This is a genomic window from Escherichia sp. MOD1-EC6162, assembly GCF_002965125.1.
Taxonomy (GTDB): Bacteria; Pseudomonadota; Gammaproteobacteria; order Enterobacterales; family Enterobacteriaceae; genus Escherichia; species Escherichia marmotae.
The window spans coordinates 1-20997 of record NZ_PTSB01000038.1 but is presented as its reverse complement, the minus strand read 5'-3'; the positions used below and the strand labels follow the sequence as shown (position 1 = coordinate 20997).

At 50.9% G+C, this 20997-nt stretch carries 20 protein-coding genes; 13 read left to right on the top strand and 7 right to left on the bottom strand.

Annotated elements, in window-relative coordinates:
• Positions 1-23: 23 nt before the first annotated feature.
• The 5 genes from queF (at position 24) to xni (ending at position 6486) form a co-directional block, all read left to right on the top strand.
• A complete protein-coding gene (gene queF, locus A9587_RS21760) occupies positions 24-872 on the top strand; it encodes an NADPH-dependent 7-cyano-7-deazaguanine reductase QueF (protein WP_000100401.1) in 849 nt (282 codons plus the stop codon).
• A 111-nt stretch (positions 873-983) separates the two neighbouring features.
• Positions 984-2348, top strand: coding sequence for a nucleotide 5'-monophosphate nucleosidase PpnN (ppnN, locus tag A9587_RS21755; RefSeq protein ID WP_105263906.1), 1365 nt, complete (start codon positions 984-986; stop codon positions 2346-2348).
• A gap of 556 nt (positions 2349-2904) precedes the next feature.
• Complete coding sequence (sdaC, locus tag A9587_RS21750) at positions 2905-4194, top strand: HAAAP family serine/threonine permease SdaC (RefSeq protein ID WP_000450483.1); 1290 nt, start codon at positions 2905-2907, stop codon at positions 4192-4194.
• A 57-nt stretch (positions 4195-4251) separates the two neighbouring features.
• Entirely contained in the window at positions 4252-5619 is a 1368-nt protein-coding gene (gene sdaB / locus A9587_RS21745) for an L-serine ammonia-lyase II (RefSeq protein ID WP_000626404.1), read from the top strand.
• A gap of 111 nt (positions 5620-5730) precedes the next feature.
• Complete coding sequence (gene xni, locus A9587_RS21740; RefSeq protein ID WP_024191905.1) at positions 5731-6486, top strand: flap endonuclease Xni; 756 nt, start codon at positions 5731-5733, stop codon at positions 6484-6486.
• Between the two features lie 103 nt (positions 6487-6589).
• Here the strand turns inward: xni and fucO are convergent, their stop codons facing one another.
• Together fucO and fucA are read right to left on the bottom strand one after the other, a co-directional pair.
• Complete coding sequence (gene fucO, locus A9587_RS21735) at positions 6590-7738, bottom strand: lactaldehyde reductase (protein ID WP_000013549.1); 1149 nt, start codon at positions 7736-7738, stop codon at positions 6590-6592.
• A gap of 27 nt (positions 7739-7765) precedes the next feature.
• Positions 7766-8413, bottom strand: coding sequence for an L-fuculose-phosphate aldolase (gene fucA, locus A9587_RS21730; RefSeq protein ID WP_000440771.1), 648 nt, complete (start codon positions 8411-8413; stop codon positions 7766-7768).
• Positions 8414-8959: 546 nt separating this feature from the next.
• Here fucA and fucP point away from each other — a divergent pair.
• From fucP to fucR, 5 genes are all read left to right on the top strand, one after another.
• Positions 8960-10276: an L-fucose:H+ symporter permease gene (gene fucP, locus A9587_RS21725; protein WP_105263907.1), complete on the top strand. Its 1317-nt coding sequence runs from the start codon at positions 8960-8962 to the stop codon at positions 10274-10276.
• 31 nt (positions 10277-10307) lie between these two features.
• Complete coding sequence (fucI, locus tag A9587_RS21720) at positions 10308-12083, top strand: L-fucose isomerase (protein ID WP_000724136.1); 1776 nt, start codon at positions 10308-10310, stop codon at positions 12081-12083.
• Between the two features lie 108 nt (positions 12084-12191).
• The gene (gene fucK / locus A9587_RS21715; protein ID WP_105263908.1) at positions 12192-13610 is read left to right on the top strand and encodes an L-fuculokinase; all 1419 of its coding nucleotides are present in this window, start codon (positions 12192-12194) and stop codon (positions 13608-13610) included.
• A gap of 1 nt (position 13611) precedes the next feature.
• Positions 13612-14034, top strand: a complete 423-nt coding sequence (gene fucU, locus A9587_RS21710) for an L-fucose mutarotase (protein WP_000920827.1) — start codon at positions 13612-13614, stop codon at positions 14032-14034.
• 57 nt (positions 14035-14091) lie between these two features.
• Complete coding sequence (gene fucR / locus A9587_RS21705; protein WP_001516979.1) at positions 14092-14823, top strand: L-fucose operon activator; 732 nt, start codon at positions 14092-14094, stop codon at positions 14821-14823.
• A 43-nt stretch (positions 14824-14866) separates the two neighbouring features.
• Here the strand turns inward: fucR and rlmM are convergent, their stop codons facing one another.
• The 4 genes from rlmM to A9587_RS21685 all read right to left on the bottom strand — a co-directional run bounded on the left by rlmM (position 14867) and on the right by A9587_RS21685 (position 17869).
• Complete coding sequence (gene rlmM, locus A9587_RS21700; RefSeq protein WP_001045507.1) at positions 14867-15967, bottom strand: 23S rRNA (cytidine(2498)-2'-O)-methyltransferase RlmM; 1101 nt, start codon at positions 15965-15967, stop codon at positions 14867-14869.
• Positions 15960-16355, bottom strand: coding sequence for a DUF423 domain-containing protein (locus A9587_RS21695; RefSeq protein ID WP_000203905.1), 396 nt, complete (start codon positions 16353-16355; stop codon positions 15960-15962). Before A9587_RS21695 ends, rlmM begins: the two co-directional genes overlap by 8 nt.
• 18 nt (positions 16356-16373) lie before the next feature.
• On the bottom strand, positions 16374-17291 hold the full coding sequence (gcvA, locus tag A9587_RS21690) for a glycine cleavage system transcriptional regulator GcvA (protein ID WP_000044404.1): 918 nt from the start codon (positions 17289-17291) through the stop codon (positions 16374-16376).
• 350 nt (positions 17292-17641) lie between these two features.
• The gene (locus A9587_RS21685; protein ID WP_000750396.1) at positions 17642-17869 is read right to left on the bottom strand and encodes a YgdI/YgdR family lipoprotein; all 228 of its coding nucleotides are present in this window, start codon (positions 17867-17869) and stop codon (positions 17642-17644) included.
• 192 nt (positions 17870-18061) lie between these two features.
• On the opposite strand from A9587_RS21685, the gene csdA reads away from it, so the two are divergent.
• Together csdA and csdE are read left to right on the top strand one after the other, a co-directional pair.
• The gene (csdA, locus tag A9587_RS21680; RefSeq protein WP_105263909.1) at positions 18062-19267 is read left to right on the top strand and encodes a cysteine desulfurase CsdA; all 1206 of its coding nucleotides are present in this window, start codon (positions 18062-18064) and stop codon (positions 19265-19267) included.
• Entirely contained in the window at positions 19267-19710 is a 444-nt protein-coding gene (gene csdE / locus A9587_RS21675) for a cysteine desulfurase sulfur acceptor subunit CsdE (protein ID WP_105263910.1), read from the top strand. The genes csdA and csdE overlap by 1 nt, the downstream gene beginning before the upstream one ends.
• Before the next feature lie 55 nt (positions 19711-19765).
• Here the strand turns inward: csdE and tcdA are convergent, their stop codons facing one another.
• A complete protein-coding gene (gene tcdA / locus A9587_RS21670; RefSeq protein ID WP_000117724.1) occupies positions 19766-20572 on the bottom strand; it encodes a tRNA cyclic N6-threonylcarbamoyladenosine(37) synthase TcdA in 807 nt (268 codons plus the stop codon).
• Between the two features lie 353 nt (positions 20573-20925).
• Between tcdA and A9587_RS25270 the strand changes: the two genes are divergently transcribed.
• On the top strand, positions 20926-20997 hold a 72-nt coding region (locus A9587_RS25270), incomplete at its 3' end, for a hypothetical protein (RefSeq protein WP_001675268.1).

Genomic DNA, 20997 nt, shown 5'->3' with positions numbered 1-20997 from the left:
TATCTGGTTTATGACGGTGAAACATGTCTTCTTATGCAAACCATCAGGCACTTGCAGGCCTGACTCTCGGAAAATCAACCGATTACAGGGATACCTATGACGCCAGCCTGCTGCAAGGCGTTCCGCGTAGTCTGAATCGCGATCCACTGGGTCTGAAAGCGGATAACCTGCCTTTTCACGGCGCGGATATCTGGACGCTATATGAGCTTTCCTGGCTAAATGCGAAAGGTTTACCGCAGGTCGCTGTGGGTCATGTTGAACTTGATTACACCAGCGTGAATCTCATTGAGTCGAAGAGTTTTAAGCTCTATCTCAATAGCTTTAATCAGACTCGATTTAACAATTGGGAAGAGGTGCGCCAGACGCTGGAGCGCGATTTAAGTACCTGCGCCCAGGGTAAGGTCAGCGTGGCGTTATATCGACTCGATGAACTAGAAGGCCAGCCAATGGGTCATTTCAATGGCACCTGCATTGATGAGCAGGATATCGCTATCGATAACTATGAATTCACCACTGACTACCTTGAGAATGCCGCCAGCGGTGAAAAAGTGGTGGAAGAGACGCTGGTTAGCCATCTGCTGAAATCAAACTGTCTGATCACCCATCAGCCAGACTGGGGTTCCATTCAAATTCAGTACCGTGGACACAAGATTGATCGGGAAAAACTGCTGCGTTATCTGGTTTCTTTCCGTCATCACAACGAGTTCCATGAGCAATGCGTAGAGCGTATTTTTAATGATCTGCTGCGCTTCTGCCAGCCAGAAAAATTAAGCGTTTACGCTCGTTATACCCGTCGTGGCGGTCTGGACATTAACCCCTGGCGTAGCAATAGTGACTTTGTCCCATCGACTACCCGACTGGTACGACAATAAATTTTTTTTCAGTTTTGCGTGCTGGATTCAAGCATAGAGTTGTGAAAGGCCATCAGGCAGGGCTATTGTAATCAAAGGGAATGACAATAATTGTCCCATAAGGAGTTTTTCTTGATTACACATATTAGCCCACTTGGCTCCATGGATATGTTGTCGCAGTTGGAGGTGGACATGCTTAAACGCACCGCCAGCAGCGACCTCTATCAACTGTTTCGCAACTGTTCACTTGCCGTTCTGAACTCCGGTAGCCTCACCGATAACAGCAAAGAATTGCTATCCCGTTTTGAAAATTTCGACATTAACGTGTTGCGCCGTGAACGCGGTGTTAAGCTGGAACTGATCAACCCTCCGGAAGAAGCTTTCGTCGATGGGCGCATTATCCGCGCCTTACAGGCCAACTTGTTTGCGGTTCTGCGCGACATTCTCTTCGTCTACGGGCAAATCCATAACACCGTTCGTTTTCCCAATCTGAATCTCGACAACTCTGTCCACATTACTAATCTGGTCTTTTCTATATTGCGCAACGCGCGCGCGCTGCATGTAGGCGAAGCACCAAATATGGTGGTGTGCTGGGGTGGTCACTCCATCAATGAAAACGAATATCTGTATGCACGGCGCGTTGGTAATCAACTGGGGCTTCGCGAGCTGAATATCTGCACCGGCTGCGGTCCAGGAGCGATGGAAGCGCCGATGAAAGGTGCAGCAGTAGGTCACGCTCAGCAGCGTTACAAAGACAGTCGTTTTATTGGCATGACAGAACCGTCGATTATCGCCGCTGAACCGCCTAACCCACTGGTCAACGAACTGATCATCATGCCGGATATCGAAAAACGTCTTGAAGCGTTTGTGCGTATCGCTCACGGCATCATTATTTTCCCGGGTGGTGTGGGTACGGCAGAAGAGTTGCTGTACTTGCTGGGAATTTTAATGAATCCGGCCAACAAAGATCAGGTTTTACCGTTGATCCTCACCGGGCCGAAAGAAAGCGCCGACTACTTCCGCGTACTGGACGAATTTGTCGTACATACGCTGGGAGAAAACGCGCGCCGCCATTATCGCATCATTATTGATGACGCTGCCGAAGTAGCACGTCAGATGAAAAAAGCGATGCCGCTGGTGAAAGAAAACCGTCGCGATACCGGCGATGCGTACAGCTTTAACTGGTCAATGCGCATTGCGCCAGAGCTGCAAATGCCGTTTGAGCCGTCTCACGAGAACATGGCCAATCTGAAGCTTTACCCGGATCAACCCGTTGAAGTGCTGGCCGCCGATCTGCGTCGAGCATTCTCCGGTATTGTTGCGGGTAACGTGAAAGAAGTCGGTATTCGCGCCATTGAAGAGTTTGGCCCTTACAAAATCAACGGCGATAAAGAGATTATGCGTCGTATGGACGACCTGCTTCAGGGGTTTGTCGCCCAGCATCGTATGAAGTTGCCTGGCTCTGCCTATATCCCTTGCTACGAAATCTGCACTTAATCTCCCTTCTCCCGGTAACGATCGTTGCCGGGTTTTGTTCTCCCTGGTCACTCACTAAGCAATCTATTTCATTTTCCATCTGAATATTTCAGCACGTCATCATGCAATTAATATCACCAACATCAATATGTCATACAATTTATATTGTAACGCAAACGTTTACCTGCTTTTATAAACCGCATTTTATCGCTGATAAAAATAAAATCTCATCATGATTAACTAAAAGTATTGATTTTTTCAGTTCAACCTACATATATTGCGCGCCCCGGAAGAAAACAGATGTCGTTTAGTGGGCAAATATCGCCCTTAAATTCTCTTTTACTTTTGATTTACAGAGTAAAGCGTTGGGATTATCTATCTTCCAAGTAGATTATTGTATTTGAGATCAAGATCACTGATAGAGACATAAGTTGTGTGTATCTTTCCGCCCTCAAATTATTACGGCGGAAAATGATTGAGCCATCGCCGATAGACAGATTTCATTTTTACGGCCAGGCACCTTCCCGGGCTGAACTGGCTAAAAGCTGAATTATTTGCATTCCTCCAGGAGAAATAGATGGAAACAACTCAAACCAGCACGATTGCGTCGAAAGACTCTCGCAGTGCCTGGCGCAAGACAGACACCATGTGGATGCTGGGCCTTTATGGTACAGCAATCGGCGCGGGTGTACTGTTCCTGCCAATCAACGCCGGTGTTGGCGGTATGATCCCGCTGATCATCATGGCCATCCTTGCGTTTCCGATGACGTTTTTTGCTCACCGCGGCCTGACTCGCTTCGTACTGTCTGGTAAAAATCCGGGCGAAGACATCACCGAGGTAGTAGAAGAACACTTTGGTGTTGGCGCAGGTAAACTGATTACCCTGCTGTACTTCTTTGCTATTTACCCGATCCTGCTGGTGTACAGCGTGGCAATCACTAACACGGTAGAAAGCTTCATGGCCCACCAACTGGGCATGACACCGCCGCCGCGTGCGATTCTGTCCCTGATCCTGATCGTGGGTATGATGACCATCGTTCGCTTCGGTGAGCAGATGATCGTTAAAGCAATGAGCATCCTGGTATTCCCGTTCGTTGCAGTTCTGATGCTGCTGGCTCTGTACCTGATCCCACAGTGGAACGGCGCGGCGCTGGAAACTCTGTCTCTGGATACTGCAGCTTCTACCGGTAACGGTCTGTGGATGACTCTGTGGCTGGCGATTCCGGTCATGGTGTTCTCGTTCAACCACTCTCCGATCATCTCTTCTTTCGCCGTTGCGAAGCGTGAAGAGTACGGCGATATGGCAGAACAGAAATGCTCTAAGATCCTGGCATTCGCACACATCATGATGGTGCTGACCGTTATGTTCTTCGTCTTTAGCTGCGTACTGAGCCTGTCTCCGGCAGACCTGGCTGCGGCAAAAGAACAGAACATCTCGATTCTGTCTTACCTGGCTAACCACTTTAATGCGCCGATTATCGCGTGGATGGCACCGATTATCGCGATGATTGCCATCACCAAATCCTTCCTCGGCCACTACCTGGGCGCGCGTGAAGGCTTCAACGGTATGGTGATTAAATCACTGCGTGGTAAAGGTAAGTCTATTGAAATCAACAAGCTGAACCGTATCACTGCGCTGTTCATGCTGGTAACAACCTGGATTGTTGCCACCCTGAACCCGAGCATCCTGGGTATGATTGAAACCCTGGGCGGCCCAATCATCGCGATGATCCTGTTCCTGATGCCGATGTACGCAATCCAGAAAGTACCGGCAATGCGTAAGTACAGCGGTCACATCAGCAACGTATTCGTTGTCGTGATGGGTCTGATTGCTATCTCCGCAATCTTCTACTCTCTGTTCAGCTAAGTCCTTTCGCGCCGCTTTCGGGCGGCGCTTCCTCCGTTTTAACGCGATGTATTTCCTATGATTAGCGTATTCGATATTTTCAAAATCGGCATTGGCCCTTCCAGCTCTCATACCGTTGGACCGATGAAAGCGGGTAAACAATTTACCGACGATCTGATTGCCCGTAATCTGCTGAAAGACGTAACCCGCGTGGTGGTTGACGTCTACGGCTCACTCTCTCTGACCGGTAAAGGCCACCACACGGATATCGCCATTATTATGGGTCTGGCGGGTAATCTGCCAGATACCGTGGATATCGACTCTATCCCTGGTTTTATTCAGGATGTGAATACTCACGGTCGTCTGATGCTGGCAAACGGTCAGCACGAAGTGGAGTTCCCGGTTGATCAGTGCATGAACTTCCATGCTGACAACCTTTCTCTGCATGAGAATGGTATGCGCATCACCGCTCTGGCAGGCGACAAAGTTGTTTACAGTCAGACTTACTACTCCATCGGCGGTGGCTTTATCGTTGATGAAGAACATTTTGGTCAGCAGGATAGCGCACCGGTTGAAGTTCCCTATCCTTACAGTTCAGCAGCCGACCTGCAAAAACATTGCCAGGAAACTGGTCTGTCACTCTCTGGCCTGATGATGAAAAACGAGCTGGCGCTGCACAGCAAAGAAGAGCTGGAACAGCATCTGGCGAACGTCTGGGAAGTGATGCGCGGCGGTATTGAGCGCGGTATTTCCACCGAAGGCGTGTTGCCAGGCAAACTGCGCGTTCCACGTCGTGCGGCGGCGCTGCGTCGAATGCTGGTTAGCCAGGATAAGACCACAACTGACCCAATGGCGGTTGTCGACTGGATCAACATGTTCGCACTGGCGGTAAACGAAGAAAACGCAGCAGGTGGTCGAGTGGTTACTGCGCCGACTAACGGCGCGTGCGGAATTATCCCGGCGGTGCTGGCATACTACGACAAGTTTATCCGCGAAGTGAACGCTAACTCACTGGCTCGTTATCTGCTGGTTGCCAGCGCGATTGGTTCTCTTTATAAGATGAACGCCTCGATTTCTGGTGCCGAAGTGGGTTGCCAGGGTGAAGTTGGTGTGGCGTGCTCTATGGCTGCGGCTGGCCTGGCTGAACTGTTAGGCGCAAGCCCGGCGCAGGTGTGCATCGCGGCGGAAATCGCTATGGAGCATAACCTCGGCCTGACTTGTGATCCGGTCGCCGGACAGGTACAGGTGCCGTGCATCGAGCGTAATGCTATTGCAGCAGTGAAAGCAGTGAACGCTGCACGTATGGCACTGCGCCGTACCAGCGAGCCACGCGTATGCCTCGATAAAGTTATCGAAACCATGTACGAAACAGGTAAAGACATGAATGCCAAGTACCGCGAAACATCTCGCGGCGGCCTGGCGATGAAAATCGTTGCCTGCGATTAATCTCTCTCCAGAGGCCTCGTTTTGCGAGGCCTCTTCCTGTTTTCTCATCCAGCCGTAGCCTGTTCCGGTATCGAATGTTACCCTTATCGCCTGATCTTTAAGGGGGTTATCGTGGCTGTTCATTTGCTTATCGTCGATGCACTGAATCTTATCCGTCGCATTCATGCCGTTCAGGGTTCGCCCTGCGTGGAGACCTGCCAGCACGCTCTCGATCAACTTATTATGCACAGCCAGCCAACCCACGCGGTCGCCGTTTTTGATGATGAAAACCGCAGTAGCGGCTGGCGTCATCAACGTTTACCGGATTACAAAGCGGGTCGCCCACCAATGCCGGAAGAGTTGCACAACGAAATGCCTGCATTACGCGCCGCCTTTGAGCAACGCGGCGTCCCGTGCTGGTCAGCCAGCGGCAACGAAGCCGATGACTTAGCCGCTACGCTGGCGGTCAAAGTGACGCAGGCCGGGCATCAGGCAACCATTGTTTCGACAGATAAAGGCTACTGCCAGCTACTTTCGCCAACGTTGCGCATTCGCGATTACTTCCAGAAACGCTGGCTGGATGCGCCGTTTATCGATAAAGAATTTGGCGTTCAACCGCAACAGTTGCCCGATTACTGGGGGCTGGCGGGGATCAGCAGTTCAAAGGTGCCGGGTGTTGCAGGGATTGGCCCGAAAAGCGCCACGCAGTTGCTGGTCGAGTTTCAGAGTCTGGAAGGAATTTATGAGAATCTCGACACGGTTGCCGAAAAGTGGCGCAAAAAATTAGAAGTACATAAAGAGATGGCGTTTCTGTGCCGCGATATTGCCCGCTTACAAACTGATTTGCATATCGACGGCAATTTACAGCAATTACGGTTGGTACGGTAAAGAGATACCGGATGCTACCGATTAACACCCCATTGAATTTCATGACCGTGTAGGCCGGATAAGACGCGCCAGCGTCGCATCCGGCATTATCACATCAGCGCAATTACCAGGCGGTATGGTAAAGCTCTACAATATCCTCAAGCGTTGCTTCACGCGGGTTGCCACCGGTACAAACATCGTCCAGAGCCGCCTGCGCCAGTGCCGGAATGTCTTCCTTGCGTACACCAACATCACGCAAATGTGGCGGAATACCTACATCGCGATTGAGAGCAAACACCGCGTCAACAGCAGCATTACGCGCCTCTTCCAGGCTCATGCCTTCCACTTTCACGCCCATTACGCGCGCAATATCGCGGTACTTCTCGCCGGTAAATTCGGCGTTATAGCGCATAACATGCGGTAACAGAATGGCGTTCGCAACACCGTGCGGGGTGTTATAAAACGCGCCCAGCGGGTGCGCCATACCATGCACCAGCCCCAACCCAACGTTCGAGAAGCCCATGCCCGCGACATACTGTCCGAGCGCCATCTGTTCTCCGGCATCCTTATCACCGGCAACCGATCCCCGCAGCGCCCCGGCAATAATTTCAATGGCTTTAATATGCAACGCATCGGTCAGCGCCCACGCACCACGCGTAATATACCCCTCGATGGCATGAGTCAGCGCATCGACACCGGTCGCGGCTTTCAGCGCCGGTGGCATACCATCCATCATGTCAGCATCAATAAACGCCACCTGCGGGATATCATGCGGATCAACGCAAACAAACTTGCGCCGTTTTTCTTCGTCAGTGATGACATAGTTAATGGTCACTTCCGCCGCAGTGCCCGCCGTGGTGGGGATCGCCAGAATCGGTACGCTGGGTTTATTGGTCGGTGAAAGCCCTTCCAGACTACGCACATCGGCAAACTCCGGGTTGTTGCTGATGATGCCAATCGCTTTACAGGTATCCTGCGGAGAACCACCACCAATAGCGATCAGGTAATCCGCACCGCTGTTCTGGAATACACCCAGCCCTTCTTTGACTACGGTGATTGTCGGATTCGGCACTACACCGTCGTAAATCGCCCATGCCAGCCCGGCGGCATCCATCTTATCGGTCACTTTCGCCACCACGCCGCACTGCACCAGCGTTTTATCAGTCACGATCAGCGCCTTCTGATAACCACGGCGTTTCACCTCATCGGTTAAAGCGCCAATTGCGCCCCGCCCAAACCATGCCGTTTCGTTCAGAATCATTCTGTTAGCCATCATCCTTCTCCTTGTTGCTTTACGAAATTACTCTTCAATCCGTAATCCATAGGTTTTGAATTTCTCCAGCACCACGGCAATCTCTTCATCGCTCAGTACTGGAACCGGGTCAGTAATCGCCAGGGTCGCCAGATAAAGCTGCGCCAGCACTTCAACTTCATGCGCCAGCCATAACGCTTTTTCCAGATTAGCCTCACAAGCGATAAGCCCATGATGTTGTAGCAGAATTGCTTTACGATTTTTGAGAGCCAGCGCAACATGTTCGGAAAGTTCGCGTGTCCCAAAGGTCGCATAAGGTGCGCAAGGAATGGAATTTCCGCCAGCCGCCGCGATCATGTAGTGAATGGCGGGGATCGGCCGGTTAAGAATGGAAACTGCCGTGCAATGAACGGCATGGTTGTGAACAACCGCGTTGGCATCCGGTCTGCTTTGGTAGGCCGCCATATGGAAACGCCATTCGCTGGAAGGAAGCTTTCCTTCCTCATGTTTACCGTTGCCATCAATAAAGACAATATGCGACTCCGTCAGTTTTTCATACGGAATGCCTGTAGGCGTAATCAGCATCCCATCCTGATAACGTACACTGACGTTACCCGCTGTTCCCTGATTCAGTCCCAGGCGGGTCATTTCCAGGCAAGTGTCAATAATCTGACGAGCAAGTTTATTTCGTTCCATTAGCTACCTCTCTCTGATTCAAAACAGGACAATAATGTTGTTCCTTTCACACTATTGAATTAGCCGTTTAATTACCCACCATCTTCTTCCTGATTAACCGGAAAGAAATTCACAAGCTTATATTTTGTGACCTGGCTCAACTAATCACAGTAAATAACTACGAGGTCTCTTTTTATAACCTCGTTAAAAATGACCGCTCTTAAAAATATTTATCAAAACGGTCATTTTTCTATTTCCCCTAGCCAGAAATGCCCGTTTTCGGCACAAACAATTAATACGGTCATCTGGTTTGTGTTTTTTATGATTTATTTTCTGAAACGGGCATGAAATTTCGATTATTAAAGTGATGGTAGTCACATAAAGTCACCTCCCAGCTAATAAGTGTGACCATCGTCATATTACAGAGCGTTTTTTATTTGAAAATGAATCCATGAGTTCATTTCTGACAGGCAAATATTCACTGGCATGAAGCCCGGACTCGCTGGTTTTGCACTTTTGAAAACATAACCGATTACGTGCTTAAGCTTCTGAACCTAAGAGGATGCTATGGGAAACACATCAATACAAACGCAGAGTTACCGTGCGGTAGATAAAGATGCAGGGCAAAGCAGAAGTTACATTATTCCATTCGCGCTGCTGTGCTCACTGTTTTTTCTTTGGGCGGTAGCCAATAACCTTAACGACATTTTATTGCCTCAATTTCAGCAGGCTTTTACGCTGACAAACTTCCAGGCAGGCCTGATCCAATCGGCCTTTTATTTTGGTTATTTCATTATCCCAATCCCTGCCGGGATATTGATGAAAAAACTCAGTTATAAAGCAGGGATTATTACCGGGTTGTTTTTATATGCCTTCGGCGCTGCATTATTCTGGCCCGCTGCAGAAATAATGAACTACACCTTATTTTTAGTTGGCCTATTTATTATTGCAGCCGGATTAGGCTGTCTGGAAACTGCCGCAAACCCTTTTGTTACGGTATTAGGGCCAGAAAGCAGCGGTCACTTTCGCTTAAATCTTGCGCAAACATTTAACTCGTTTGGCGCAATTATCGCGGTTGTCTTTGGGCAAAGACTTATTTTGTCTAACGTGCCACATCAATCGCAAGACGTCCTCGATAAAATGTCACCAGAGCAATTGAGTGCGTATAAACACAGCCTGGTATTATCGGTACAGACACCTTATATGATCATCGTGGCTATCGTGTTACTGGTCGCCCTGCTGATCATGCTGACGAAATTCCCAGCATTGCAGAGTGATAATCACAGTGACGCCAAACAAGGATCGTTCTCCGCATCGCTTTCTCGCCTGGCGCGTATTCGCCACTGGCGCTGGGCAGTATTAGCGCAATTCTGCTACGTCGGCGCGCAAACGGCCTGCTGGAGCTATTTGATTCGCTACGCTGTAGAAGAAATTCCAGGTATGACCGCAGGCTTTGCCGCTAACTATTTAACCGGAACCATGGTGTGCTTCTTTATTGGTCGTTTCACCGGCACCTGGCTCATCAGTCGCTTTGCACCACACAAAGTCCTGGCAGCCTACGCATTAATCGCTATGGCACTGTGCCTGATCTCAGCCTTCGCTGGCGGTCATGTGGGTTTAATGGCCCTGACTTTATGCAGCGCCTTTATGTCGATTCAGTACCCAACAATCTTCTCGCTGGGTATTAAGAATCTCGGCCAGGACACCAAATACGGCTCGTCCTTCATCGTTATGACCATTATTGGCGGCGGTATTGTCACTCCAGTCATGGGTTTTGTCAGTGACGCGGCGGGCAACATCCCCACTGCCGAACTGATCCCCGCACTCTGCTTCGCGGTCATCTTTATCTTTGCCCGTTTCCGTTCTCAAACGGCAATTAACTGAACATATTTCCGAATAAAGTGAGGAATCTGTAATGAAAAAAATCAGCTTACCGAAAATTGGTATCCGCCCGGTTATTGACGGTCGTCGCATGGGTGTTCGTGAGTCGCTTGAAGAACAGACAATGAATATGGCGAAAGCCACGGCCGCACTGCTAACCGAGAAACTGCGCCATGCCTGCGGTGCTGCCGTCGAGTGCATCATTTCCGATACCTGTATCGCGGGGATGGCTGAAGCCGCCGCCTGCGAAGAAAAATTCAGCAGCCAGAATGTAGGCCTCACCATTACGGTAACGCCTTGCTGGTGCTATGGCAGTGAAACCATCGACATGGACCCTACCCGTCCGAAAGCCATTTGGGGCTTTAACGGCACTGAACGCCCGGGCGCTGTTTACCTCGCCGCAGCCCTGGCAGCTCACAGTCAGAAAGGTATCCCGGCATTCTCCATTTACGGCCATGACGTTCAGGATGCCGATGACACATCGATTCCTGCCGACGTTGAAGAAAAACTGCTGCGCTTTGCCCGTGCCGGTTTGGCGGTCGCCAGTATGAAAGGTAAAAGCTATCTGTCACTGGGCGGCGTTTCGATGGGGATCGCCGGTTCCATCGTTGACCACAACTTCTTTGAATCCTGGCTGGGAATGAAAGTCCAGGCGGTGGATATGACCGAACTGCGTCGCCGTATTGATCAGAAGATTTACGACGAAGCAGAACTGGAAATGGCGCTGGCCTGGGCTGATAAAAACTTCCGCTATGGCGAAGATGAAAATAACAAACAATATCAACGTAATGCCGAACAAAGCCGCGCAGTTCTGCGCGAAAGTTTGCTGATGGCAATGTGTATCCGCGACATGATGCAAGGCAACAGCAAACTGGCTGATATCGGTCGCGTGGAAGAATCTCTTGGCTACAACGCCATTGCGGCGGGCTTCCAGGGACAACGTCACTGGACCGATCAATATCCAAATGGCGACACCGCCGAAGCGATCCTCAACAGTTCATTTGACTGGAATGGCGTGCGCAAACCCTTTGTCGTGGCTACCGAAAACGACAGTCTTAACGGCGTGGCAATGCTAATGGGTCACCAGCTCACCGGCACCGCTCAGGTATTTGCCGATGTTCGTACCTACTGGTCACCTGAAGCAATTGAGCGCGTAACGGGGCATAAACTGGACGGGCTGGCAGAACACGGCATCATCCATTTGATCAACTCCGGTTCTGCTGCGCTGGACGGTTCCTGTAAACAACGCGACAGCGAAGGAAAACCGACGATGAAGCCGCACTGGGAAATCTCCCAGCAAGAGGCTGACGCTTGCCTCGCTGCTACCGAATGGTGCCCGGCGATCCACGAATATTTCCGTGGCGGCGGTTACTCTTCCCGCTTCCTCACTGAAGGCGGCGTCCCGTTCACCATGACTCGAGTCAACATTATTAAAGGCCTGGGACCGGTACTGCAAATCGCGGAAGGCTGGAGTGTGGAGTTGCCGAAGGATGTGCATGACATCCTCAACAAACGCACCAACTCAACCTGGCCAACCACCTGGTTTGCACCGCGCCTCACCGGCAAAGGGCCGTTTACGGATGTGTACTCGGTAATGGCGAACTGGGGCGCTAACCACGGCGTTCTGACCATCGGCCACGTCGGCGCAGACTTTATCACTCTCGCCTCAATGCTGCGGATCCCGGTATGTATGCACAACGTTGAAGAGACAAAAGTGTATCGTCCTTCTGCCTGGGCCGCGCACGGCATGGATATTGAAGGCCAGGATTACCGCGCTTGCCAGAACTACGGTCCGTTGTACAAGCGTTAATACATTACTCCCTGATGTGATGCCCGGTCGCTCCGGCTACCGGGTCTGAACAAGCAAGAGTGGTTAGCCGGATAAGCAATGTTATCCGGCTATATTGCAGGAGCGATTATGAAACAAGAAGTTATCCTGGTACTCGACTGTGGCGCGACCAATGTCAGGGCCATCGCGGTTAATCGGCAGGGAAAAATTGTTGCCCGCGCCTCAACGCCTAATGCCAGCGATATCGCGATGGAAAACAACACCTGGCACCAGTGGTCTTTAGACGCTATTTTGCAACGCTTCGCTGATTGCTGTCGGCAAATCAACAGTGAACTGGCTGAATACCACATCCGCGGTATCGCCGTAACGACCTTTGGTGTGGACGGCGCTCTGGTTGATAAGCAAGGAAATCTGCTTTATCCGGTCATTAGCTGGAAATGTCCGCGAACAGCAGCGGTAATGGACAATATTGAATGGTTGATCTCCGCACAGCAGTTGCAGGCCATTTCTGGTGTCGGAGCCTTTAGTTTCAACACGTTATATAAGCTGGTATGGTTGAAAGAAAACCATCCACAACTGCTGGAACGCGCGCACGCCTGGCTCTTTATTTCGTCGCTGATTAACCACCGTTTAACCGGCGAATTGACTACTGATATCACCATGGCCGGAACCAGCCAGATGCTGGATATCCAGCAACGCGATTTCAGTCCGCAAATTTTACAAGCCACCGGTATTCCACGCCGACTCTTCCCTCGTCTGGTGGAAGCGGGTGAACAGATTGGTACGCTACAGAACAGCGCCGCAGCAATGCTCGGCTTACCCGTTGGCATACCGGTGATCTCCGCGGGTCACGATACTCAGTTCGCCCTTTTTGGCGCGGGTGCCGAACAAAATGAACCCGTGCTCTCTTCCGGTACTTGGGAAATTTTAATGGTTCGCAGCGCGCAGGTTGATACTTCACTGCTTAGTCAGTACGCCGGTTCTACCTGTGAACTGGACAGCCAGGCAGGTTTGTATAACCCGGGTATGCAATGGCTGGCATCCGGTGTGCTGGAATGGGTGAGAAAACTGTTATGGACTACTGAAACTCCGTGGCAAATGCTGATTGAAGAAGCTCGTCTGATCCCACCGGGCGCGGACGGCGTGAAAATGCAGTGTGATTTATTGTCATGTCAGGACGCAGGCTGGCAAGGAGTGACGCTCAATACCACGCGGGGGCATTTCTATCGCGCGGCGCTGGAAGGGTTAACCGCGCAGTTACAGCGCAATCTACAGATGCTGGAAAAAATCGGCCACTTTAAAGCCTCTGAATTGTTGTTAGTCGGTGGCGGAAGTCGCAACACATTGTGGAATCAGATTAAAGCCAATGTGCTTGATATTCCGGTAAAAGTTCTCGACGATGCCGAAACGACCGTCGCAGGAGCTGCGCTGTTTGGCTGGTATGGCGTAGGGGAATTTAACAGCCCGGAAGAAGCCCGCGCGCAAATTCATTATCAGTACCGTTATTTCTACCCACAAACTGAACCCGAATTTACAGAGGAAGTGTGAAATGCTGAAAACAATTTCGCCGTTAATTTCTCCCGAACTATTGAAAGTGCTGGCAGAGATGGGGCATGGAGATGAAATTATTTTTTCCGATGCTCACTTTCCCGCCCATGCGATGGGACCACAGGTGATCCGCGCTGATGGCCTGTTAGTGAGCGACTTGCTCCAGGCAATTATCCCGTTATTTGAACTGGACAGCTATGCGCCGCCGCTGGTGATGATGGCGGCAGTAGAAGGTGACACCCTCGATCCTGAAGTGGAACAACGCTATCGTGATGCGCTTTCACTACAGACCCCGTGCCCTGAAATCACCCGCATCGACCGTTTTGCGTTTTATGAACGGGCACAAAAAGCCTTTGCGATCGTTATCACAGGCGAACGAGCGAAGTACGGGAATATTCTTTTAAAAAAAGGGGTAACACCGTAATCTCATACCGGTACGCCCGCATGACGCGGGCGGTTATCGAATGATGGGGTGAAAAATATGAAAGCGGCACGCCAGCAAGCGATAGTCGACCTGCTGCTGAACCATACCAGCCTGACCACGGAAGCTCTCTCTGAACAGCTAAAGGTCAGTAAAGAAACCATTCGTCGCGATCTCAATGAATTACAGACGCAGGGTAAAATTCTGCGCAATCATGGGCGCGCTAAATATATCCACCGTCAAAATCAAGACAGCGGCGATCCCTTTCATATCCGGCTGAAAAGCCATTATGCGCATAAAGCAGATATTGCCCGCGAAGCGCTCGCGTGGATTGAAGAAGGGATGGTGATCGCCTTAGACGCCAGTTCAACTTGCTGGTATCTGGCACGCCAGTTGCCTGACATCGACATTCAGGTCTTCACCAATAGCCATCCAATTTGTCATGAACTCGGTAAGCGCGAACGCATTCAACTGATCAGTTCCGGCGGCACACTTGAGCGCAAATATGGTTGTTACGTCAATCCCGCGCTGATTTCCCAGCTTAAATCGCTGGAAATCGATCTGTTTATTTTTTCTTGCGAAGGGATCGACAGCAGCGGCGCACTGTGGGACTCCAATGCGATCAACGCTGACTACAAATCGATGCTATTAAAACGTGCCGCGCAATCGTTGTTATTGATTGATAAAAGTAAATTTAATCGTTCTGGAGAAGCCCGCATCGGGCATCTGGATGAGGTCACGCACATTATTTCTGATGAGCGCCAGGTTGCGGCTTCTTTGGTGACAGCCTGATGGCAATGGTAGCAGGCCGGAGACGGCGCCCCGGCCTTGCCCGTTATCGCTCGTCGCGACGACCACCCACCGCAGCCCAGATACGACGGACATGCACCGTCACTTCTTCGCGATCGTGATATAACTGCCGCGCCTGAATCTGAGCATTTATGCCATGTTCATCAAGCTGTGCCTGAATATACGCCAGATTGTGTGACACTTCTTCGTAGCGTTTTTTCATCGGCAGTTTGAGGTTGAAGATTGTTTCACGGCACCAGCCATTAACCAGCCACTGCGCCATCAATGCCGCAACTTTCGCTGGTTTTTCAACCATATCGCATACCATCCATGAGATATTGCTGCGTGTCGGACGGAATTTGAAACCGTCTTCCCGCAGCCATGTCACCTGCCCGGTATCCATCAGACTTTGCGCCATCGGGCCGTTGTCGACGGAATAAACCCACATGTTGCGCTTCACCAGTTGGTAGGTCCAGCCACCCGGGCAAGCACCTAAATCCACCGCCCACATCCCGTTCGCCAGGCGTTCATCCCACTCATCCGCCGGAATAAACACATGAAATGCCTCTTCCAGTTTGAGCGTGGAACGACTCGGCGCATCTGCCGGAAACTTCAGACGCGGAATGCCCATATAGAACGGCGAATTATTGTGGCTGTAAGAGTAACCGGTATAGCAGCAACCTGGGGCAATGAAGAATACATGCACCACCGGACGCTTCGGTGTTTCATAGTTCACCAGCACGCCCGCATCGCGCAAGGCAGCCCGTAGCGGAACCGTGAATTTACGGCAGAATTTCAGTAACTCTTTGCTTTCGTTGGTGTCCGCGACTTCAACACGCAGTTCACCGCCCTTCTCCACCACGCCCTGCAACATGCCAACAATAGGCGTAATGCGGTCTTCTGGCGGCAAATGTTGGAGGAGTTCTCCTACCAAAAACCACTGGCGGGCAAAAATTAATGAACTGAACGGCAGCTCACGAATTAGCTTATCGCCATCATCCGGTTGATAACATTCATAAATGACATAACCCGCATTCTCTTTCACGCGGGCAAAACCGAAGATTTCCCGCTGACCGGCTTTATCGGTAATTTCTGCGGCGCACTCTTTTTCAAAGCCCGGACGACACAACAATACAACCTTATTCATGACTTACGCCCTTGCGCTTTAAACGGATAGCACCGACTAACATTAACGCCCAACCCGCGAGGAAGCTCACACCACCGACCGGAGTGACAAACGCCCACAAACGCAGATGAGACAGCGCCAGGCAATAAAGGCTGCCGCTGAACAGCACCGTGCCTAACGCGAGGAAAACACTACTCCAGTAAAACCAGATACTGATGCGACGCTGCATCGCCACTGCCAGCCCCAAAATCGCCAGTGTATGGAACGCCTGGTATTCAAGGCCGGTCTGGATCCAGCCCATCTCAACGGCTCCCATTGTTTTACTTAAAACATGTGCACCAAAAGCGCCCAGAGCCACAAAAATGAAACCGCTAATGGCGGCAAAAATCAGCATAAAACGGCTGGTCATGGTCGTACCCTACGTAAATTATTGTTCATAACGAAAGCGGAATTTTTCTTGTTCAGCAGCGGCTTTCGCCAGGATCCATTGGCGAAAGGCGGCTATTTTACCCAGTTCTGCCTGACTGTCATGACATACCAGATAAAAAGCATTTTTACTGACCAGAACATCATTAAACGGGCAGACAAGACGTCCAGCCTCGATTTCAGATTGCGCCATCACGTTATTTGCCAGCGCCACACCCTGCCCATGAATGGCAGCTTGTAGCACCATGGCGCTATGGCTGAATATCGGTCCTTGCTGAACGTTAATATGATTTAACCCCAACTGGCGGGTATATGTCTGCCAGTCACGACGGGACGCATCGTGTAATAACGTATGTTTAGCCAGATCTTCCGGGGTCTTCAAGGTTTTTTCACCAGTTAATAGCAAAGGCGAACATACTGGCAACAGGTATTCGGCGTAAAGCTTTTCCACCCGCAGTCCTGGCCAGTTGCCACGGCCATAAAATATAGCGACATCAACGTCGTCCGCCAGTTTATCTTCCTGACGATCGACCGCCTGGATTCGAACATCGATTCCCGGATAAGCTGAATTAAAGCTGGAAAGTCGCGGCACCAGCCAGTGGATGGCAAAACTGGGGAGTAAGCTGACCGTCAACGCACCCTTGGCGCTACGGGCCTGGAGTTTACGCGTTGCTTCAGTTAATTGCGAAAATATCTCTTTGATATCGAGGAAATAGCTTTGCCCTTCCTCGGTCAACAGAAGTGAACGATTACGACGACGGAACAGTTTTAGTCCCAAAAAGTCCTCAAGTGACTTGATTTGATGACTTACTGCGGCCTGAGTCACAAAAAGCTCTTCTGCTGCACGTGTGAAGCTTAAATGGCGTGCGGCGGCATCAAAAACTCGTAAGGCATTTAGCGGTGGTAATCGTTTTGACATGGCTTTTAAACTTTGATGTTAAATGAATTTAACAATTAGATCACAGTATGTAACCTATTAGTTTTTTTTATCTGAGCCATTATAATTTGTCCGTTGAGCTTCTACCAGCAAATACCTATAGTGGCGGCACTTCCTGAGCCGGAACGAAAAGTTTTATCGGAATGCGTGTTCTGGTGAACTTTTGGCTTACGGTTGTGATGTTGTGTTGTTGTGTTTGCAATTGGTCTGCGATTCAGACCATGGTAGCAAAGCTACCTTTTTTCACTTCCTGTACATTTACCCTGTCTGTCCATAGTGATTAATGTAGCACCGCCTAATTGCGGTGCTTTTTTTTACCTTGCGATCGTGAATTACTGATCCAGCTCGACCATCTCTTTCACGTCAGTGCGGTTGATCTGCTGTTTGTTGCCATTAGCGTCTTTATAAGAAATCATACCGGTTTCATCATCCGTCATCGGTTTGCCATCGGCAACAATGGTTCGTCCATCGTTGGTGTGCATGACATAGTTTGAACCGGAACAGGCACTAAGGGCAAAAGTCAGCATACAGGCAGAGATAATTGCGGCAGTCTTTTTCATCTTCTTCTCCTTAAAGCGATTATTCACTCGCAATAAAAATTCATTAACAGGCTAAAATTAACGCCTAACACTATTAAGCATAAGCGACCGAGTCGCTTTCGCCTGGATATCCAGATGAATCCGAAGGTTAGGGCTATCCTTGTGTCGAAGTGAATTTTGCGCCACGATCGGTTTATCAAGCCGAGGAGTACCATGAACGTTTTTAATCCCGCGCCGTTTCGCGCGCATTTTCCCGCATTACAGGATGCGGGCGTCTATCTCGACAGCGCCGCTACTGCGCTCAAACCCGAAGCCGTTATTGAGGCAACCCGGCAGTTCTATAGCCTGAGTGCTGGAAACGTGCATCGCAGCCAGTACGCCGAAGCCCAACGGTTAACCGCACGTTATGAGGCCGCGCGGGAGAAAGTCGCCCAACTGCTGAATGCATCGGATGACAAAACTATTGTCTGGACACGTGGCACCACCGAATCTATTAACATGGTGGCGCAATGTTATGCCCGTCCACGCCTGCAACCAGGCGATGAAATTATTGTCAGTGTGGCAGAACATCACGCCAATCTTGTTCCCTGGCTGATGGTCGCCCAACAAACTGGAGCCAAAGTGGTGAAACTGCCGCTTAATGCGCAGCGGTTGCCGGATGTCGATTTATTGCCAGCGCTAATGACTCCTCGTAGCCGGATTCTGGCGCTGGGCCAGATGTCGAACGTCACCGGTGGTTGCCCGGATTTGGCGAGAGCGATTACGTTTGCCCACGCCGCCGGAATGGTGGTGATGGTTGATGGAGCTCAGGGGGCGGTGCATTTCCCTGCCGATGTTCAGCAACTGGATATCGATTTCTACGCTTTTTCAGGTCACAAACTTTATGGCCCGACAGGTGTCGGCGTGCTGTATGGCAAACCAGAACTGCTGGAAGCAATGTCGCCCTGGCTGGGCGGCGGCAAAATGATCCACGAAGTCAGTTTTGACGGCTTCACCACTCAATCTGCGCCGTGGAAACTGGAAGCCGGAACGCCCAACGTCGCAGGCGTCATTGGGTTAAGCGCGGCGCTGGAATGGCTGGCAGATTATGATATCAACCAGGCAGAAAGCTGGTGTCGCAGTCTGGCGACGCTCGCAGAAGAGGCGCTGGCAAAACGTCCTGGCTTTCGTTCATTCCGCTGTCAGGACTCCAGCCTGCTGGCCTTTGATTTCGCCGGTGTTCATCATAGCGATATGGTAACGCTGCTGGCGGAGTATGGCATTGCCCTACGCGCCGGGCAGCATTGCGCTCAGCCACTGTTGGCAGAATTAGGCGTAACCGGCACTCTGCGCGCCTCTTTTGCGCCATATAATACAAAGAGTGATGTGGATGCGCTGGTGAACGCCGTTGACCGCGCACTGGAATTATTGGTGGATTAATGACGAACCCGCAATTCGCCGGACATCCGTTCGGCACAACCGTAACGGCAGAGTCGTTACGCAACACTTTCGCGCCGCTGACGCAATGGGAAGATAAATATCGCCAGTTGATTATGCTGGGGAAACAGCTTCCTGCTTTGCCAGACGAGTTAAAAGCGCAGGCCAAAGAGATTGCCGGATGCGAAAACCGCGTCTGGTTGGGGTATAGCGTCGCTGAAAACGGCAAGATGCATTTCTTTGGTGATAGCGAAGGACGCATTGTGCGCGGTCTGCTGGCCGTGTTGTTGACCGCAGTGGAGGGGAAAACCGCTGCCGAGTTACAGGCACAGTCGCCGCTGGCATTGTTTGATGAGCTGGGATTGCGTGCGCAACTTAGCGCCTCACGCAGTCAAGGGCTGAATGCGTTAAGCGAGGCGATTATCGCGGCGGCGAAGCAAGCTTGATGTTGCACGTTCAAGGTCGGATAAGACGCACCAGACGTCGCCTCCGACCTAATGTTTACCCCTGACGCGCCGCTTTCGCCATCATCTTCTTCAGCGCATGAGAAACCGCAACAAAACCAAAGGTGGCGGTTACCATCGTTGCCGCGCCAAATCCTGACGCGCAATCCATCCGCTTCGGCCCTTCTGCCGTGGCTTTCATCGCACACACCGTACCGTCTGACTGCGGGTACACCAGTGCTTCGGTAGAGAAAACGCAGTCCACGCCGAGCTTACCTTTACTGTTTTTCACCACGCCAAAATCACTTTTCAGGCGCTCGCGCAGTTTCGCCGCCAGCGGATCCTGAATTGTCTTTGCCAGATCAGTAACCTGAATCTGCGTCGGATCAATCTGCCCGCCTGCGCCACCGGTCGTGACCAATGGGATTTTATTGCGACGGCAATAAGCGATCAGCGCCGCTTTAGGTCGCACGCTATCAATGGCATCAATCACATACGAATAACCGGCACTCATATATTGCGCTACGTTATCCGGCGTCACAAAATCATCCACCACCGTTACCCGGCACTCCGGGTTAATCTGGCGAATACGTTCCGCCATCACTTCAGCTTTTGCCAGCCCGACGTTATCGCGCAGCGCGTGAATTTGCCGATTAGTATTGGTGACGCACACATCATCCATATCAATAAGTGTGATTGCGCCAATCCCCGTTCGCGCCAGAGCTTCCGCCGCCCAGGAACCGACACCACCGATACCGACGACACAAATATGCGCATCAGCAAACAGTTGCAACGCTTTTTCACCATACAGACGCGCTGTGCCGCCAAAACGCTGACGCCAGGCATCACTTATTACAACAGACATAGCACCTCAGAATTAAAAAGGGTGAGGTTATCCCTCACCCTAAACGCATAAATGCCTGATGCGCTACGCTTATCAGACCTACATAACTCCTGCAAAATATTGAATTTGCATAATTTGTAGGCCAGATAAGGCGTTCACGCCGCATCTGGCATGAACAACGCGCAGTTAGTCAACAATCAAAAGGTGAGGTTATCCCTCACCTGGCTTATCCGTAAAAACGGCGTACAGAATATCACATCAGCCGCTAAAAACGTTACCTGCGCCCGGGGTAATGCCGATCAGTTAAGGATCAGTTGACCGATCCAGTGGCTGTGTAAGAATCCGGAAACGCTCACTCGTTTCCGGATTTTTTTATGCACATTGGACAGGCCCTTGATCTGGTATCCCGTTACGATTCTCTGCGTAACCCACTGACTTCTCTGGGG